Below are 3,815 nucleotides of genomic sequence, written 5' to 3' on the forward strand. Positions count from 1 at the left end.
TTATGAGGCAGAGGCCACTCCGTTTGCGATGGTGGACGACAGTGGCCAGGTGTTTGACCTGCGCTATGACGGTGAGGGTGTGCAGGTGACGGACACCGGTCAGACCATCGAGCAGGCGCTCCCGGCAGAGGAGGATTACAGTCACGTTGAGTTGAAGGAGGAGCAGCAGACGGGTGAGGAGAACAGCGAGCAGGCGCCGGCTGAGAGAGCCCCGGTCTCTGGAGAGGCGGGGGCCACAGCTTTAGCCGGCACCGGCAGTCTGGCCAGCCAGTATGAGGACGCTGTTGCAGCAGAGGAGGAGGCTGCCTAAACAGGTCAGCTTCCCTCCTGGCATTGATGCATACCGCTGCTAGGGGCTAACGCGTTTTTACTTCTTGTCCCTATGAACCCTGGAAATTTTAACCAGCTGCGCGAGGTCGCCCCAGTTTTTGCACCACTCATTTCTGCATTTTTCCCTCTATCTATTTATTAAGCCTTAGTGCACCTGGCATATTGTGTGGCGTGCTTGCCTTATCTATTCTGCCCCTCCTGTCACCGCCAGGCTATTTCAGCATGCGGCACAGTTTTCATATTCCAGCTCAACTGAGTTTTTGTAAAGCACAGGAGTAAAAAAATGGTAGGTAGAATTGAAGGAAGTTATGGTGCTCCATCAAGAGACTTAAGTTCGAGAGCGAATCCTCAAACAAATACACCGAATCCCGGACAGTTAGCCCAATGGCAGCGAGCAGGTGCGGGTTCCTTGGGAGAAAGTAGTAATACTGCCAGTAGTAGTCGGTCCCCGCGGCAAGGTATATCTGCAGATCTCCCCAGGCCGGCGTCTCAGCAGGCAAATACGACACATCAGCCTGCTCTGGATAACCCATTCAACATAAGTCAGTTTAGGGCTGATGTGGCCAAAGTCGACCAACAAGGTAACCTGCACCGTAAGCAAGCGCTGTATTTAGACAGGTTGGATTCTATTGCAAAATACAGTGGCGGTATCGCAGCCAATAAGTATGCACCCAAGGAATTTGCGGAAAGAGCCAGAAATTTACAACAGTTGGCCAATGCCCAAAGAGACGGGCTGCTGGCGGAGCTTCAATCCCGAATAAACCGAGGACAAGAGATACCTCCGGCGCTGGCAAATCGTCTTGATCGTGCCTCAGAGCATCTCCTTGGCAGAGCTGACCGTATGCACGACACTTGGAATCAGATTCAGGTAACCCCCGGTTTTGGAAAAGGCAAAAAGCCTATGAGGTTTGTCCAGGCCGTGCTCGGTAAGTCTTTAAACCGTGTGAATACACTTGAATCCATCTTGGGCCAGTTTGCCGAGAAAGAATTTCGCGCGAGTGTTGACCAGGCACGGCAGATGGGGGACCGTTCAATGGAGGCCCATTTGAGAGAGGTGCAACATGCCCATCATGTCGCTACCCAGACATCAAGGGACGATGGTTATTCTAAAGCAATACGTGGTAGTGGTGATATTTTGCGTAAGCGGGCCATGCAGCACTTGGATCGGGTCAATAGTCACACGCATAGTGGGAGTTACACGGGAGAACTACCCGAGGCGCTGCAAGCTAAAGGGTCGAGTTTGGTTGACGAAGTCCAGATATTACAACAGAATCCTCCGAAGTTATTCAACAGTACAGAATTTGAAAACCGTGTCCGGCATATTCGCTATAAAGGCACACCTATTGAGGAGATGCACTATACGCTGGATGCAATGAAGTATCTGGAGAAGCACACTCGTAATATGGCGGAGAATCCGAGTGTATCCGACGATGTCCGTCAGATGGTCCAAGGCTTACAAAAACGTGTTAAGTCATTTAGCCAAGATGCTGATAGTCCACTACAGAAGTTTCAGTATCGAATCTTTACCGAAGGCGGAGAGGTGACAAGCCGATACCCTGATTTTTTCGAAGAAAAGAATGGGCTTGGTAATGAAGTTGAAAAAATCCTTTCTAGCGCCAGTCGAAAAAACATATGGACTAGGTTCGATGCCGGAAATTTGGAAAAGGATATAGATAAAGCTCGCAGTAATAATGACTCTGCTAAAGAGAATAGACTGTATGGAAATGCATTAAGAAATGTTGAATTATATGTTGATCGTGTCGCCGCAGATGGATTTGCGCCTGACGATGTTTTGACTAGTGTCCACTCTTTAAGAGATTCTCTGCCCGAACATAGAAATGCTTTAGACAGATATTTAAGTCTACCTCCTGATGCACCGCCTGAACAACGTAATTCAGCAAGGAACGATATTTACAACCGGACGGTAGGTTTGCTAAAAGACGCCGAAAGCCAGCAAAAAAGATGGGAACCATTAAATCCTAATCACTATTATAAGCGTATGGGTGAAGCTAACGCACATAGATCGAGATCATCTCCGCTTTTTTTAGATAATCACTATCAGCCACCGGCCGAGGTGGCCGCCACAACACTGCGTGCTGTTATGCGGCAAGCCAGTAGTAATCTAGCTGGTGGTTATAAAGCGCTTGATTCTGCATCTATAAGGCAGGAGGCATTTCATGCTTTACACGAAAGCACAAGAGATTTTACTGACTTGGTAGATGCCTGGACAGCCAGAGATGATCTGCACATGAAAGCGCGAGCACTCCTGCAAGACGCCGCTTATCTGGGCCGTATTTCCCGCAATGATGGAGAGCCCTTGTTTAATGTTGGTCAATTTAGGGAAAAAACTCAAAATGCTATTGCTAAGGGTAGTGCCGGTTATATTAGTGGAAAACCTGCTTCAGATCTGACAAAGGCACAATTAGACGCAATACGGGATATTGCATCTTATGCGAGACTTGCTACTAATGCCCCTGACACACCACAACCAGTGGTAAGGCAAGCCCAGGATTTGCTCAACGGTATTGAGCATAATGACAGGGGCGATCGGATGACGGGTCGTCTGCTACCGCTTGAAGACTATATCAATACTCTTCTTCGGCGTAGTAAGCAACGTGTCGGCAGGAGCGTTGATGTCGCAAAAACTGAAAGTGACAAAATAGCTATGCTGGGTGAAAACGCTAATGCCTTGAAAGATTTGTACCCATATGCACTGACGCAGCAACGGCGTTATCAGGATGCATTGGGTCTCGAAGAAGCCGTATCGGGACGGGGTGAAACAGGACTACAAGACGCCAAACGCCGATATCCCCATGCAGTGAACTTACACTCTCAATATGAAAGTGCCGTATTGAGTGATAATCAGGGAGGGATTCCAACATTCGAGACGCCAGTAATTTACTCAACGGGCCTTCCCCCTTATGCAGAGGCGCAGGCCCCTGGTTATAATACCCTTTATTCCGTCCCCCCACCGTCTTATGCCCAGGTAGAGTCCTCAAACCAGGCTGGTGGATCGTCTCTCACTGAGGCACCAGCAGAGTCCAGCCACCAACCTGGCCCCTCAGACACGCACAATGTTGGCACGGCGCCCCAAGTAGAGGAGGGGCGTGCCTTCCGAGGTCACTCAGTGCAGCCTGAGTCACATTCTACTCCAGGCTCCCCGGCAGAATCCTGGGCTTCAGCACAACAGTATCTCGACCAGTTTCCCGGTGAATCCAATTCCGAGTCCCCAGTAGCACCCGGTCGCGTCCCCCAGGGGGACTCAGCGGATGCCGGTGTAGACGGTGTGGGTAATAACAACCCTCTCATCATGCGTGTAGAGATTGATCCGGAAATCACCTCGCGCGGGGTGCAACAAGGGGTATCGGACTTGAATGCCCGCAAGTCTGGCGAGAAGAAGCCGGGTCAAAGTGGTACTGACCCTGTGTTGCCGGTACCGCCGCCGGCGTATCCGGAGGCTCTGGCGGTGCCGCCCGCTTATACGG

2 protein-coding genes are annotated in these 3,815 nt (G+C 50.4%); both read left to right on the top strand.

The features are described from left to right. A partial coding sequence (locus FKG94_RS28895) for a hypothetical protein (protein ID WP_179957854.1) occupies positions 1-310 on the top strand: 310 nt, incomplete at its 5' end. A 579-nt stretch (positions 311-889) separates the two neighbouring features. Then, positions 890-3,815: hypothetical protein (locus FKG94_RS28440; RefSeq protein ID WP_142930336.1), on the top strand; the 2,926-nt coding region annotated here is incomplete at its 3' end.

Origin of the sequence: Exilibacterium tricleocarpae (assembly GCF_007004655.1) — a bacterium.
In the GTDB taxonomy this organism is placed as follows: Bacteria; Pseudomonadota; Gammaproteobacteria; order Pseudomonadales; family Cellvibrionaceae; genus Exilibacterium; species Exilibacterium tricleocarpae.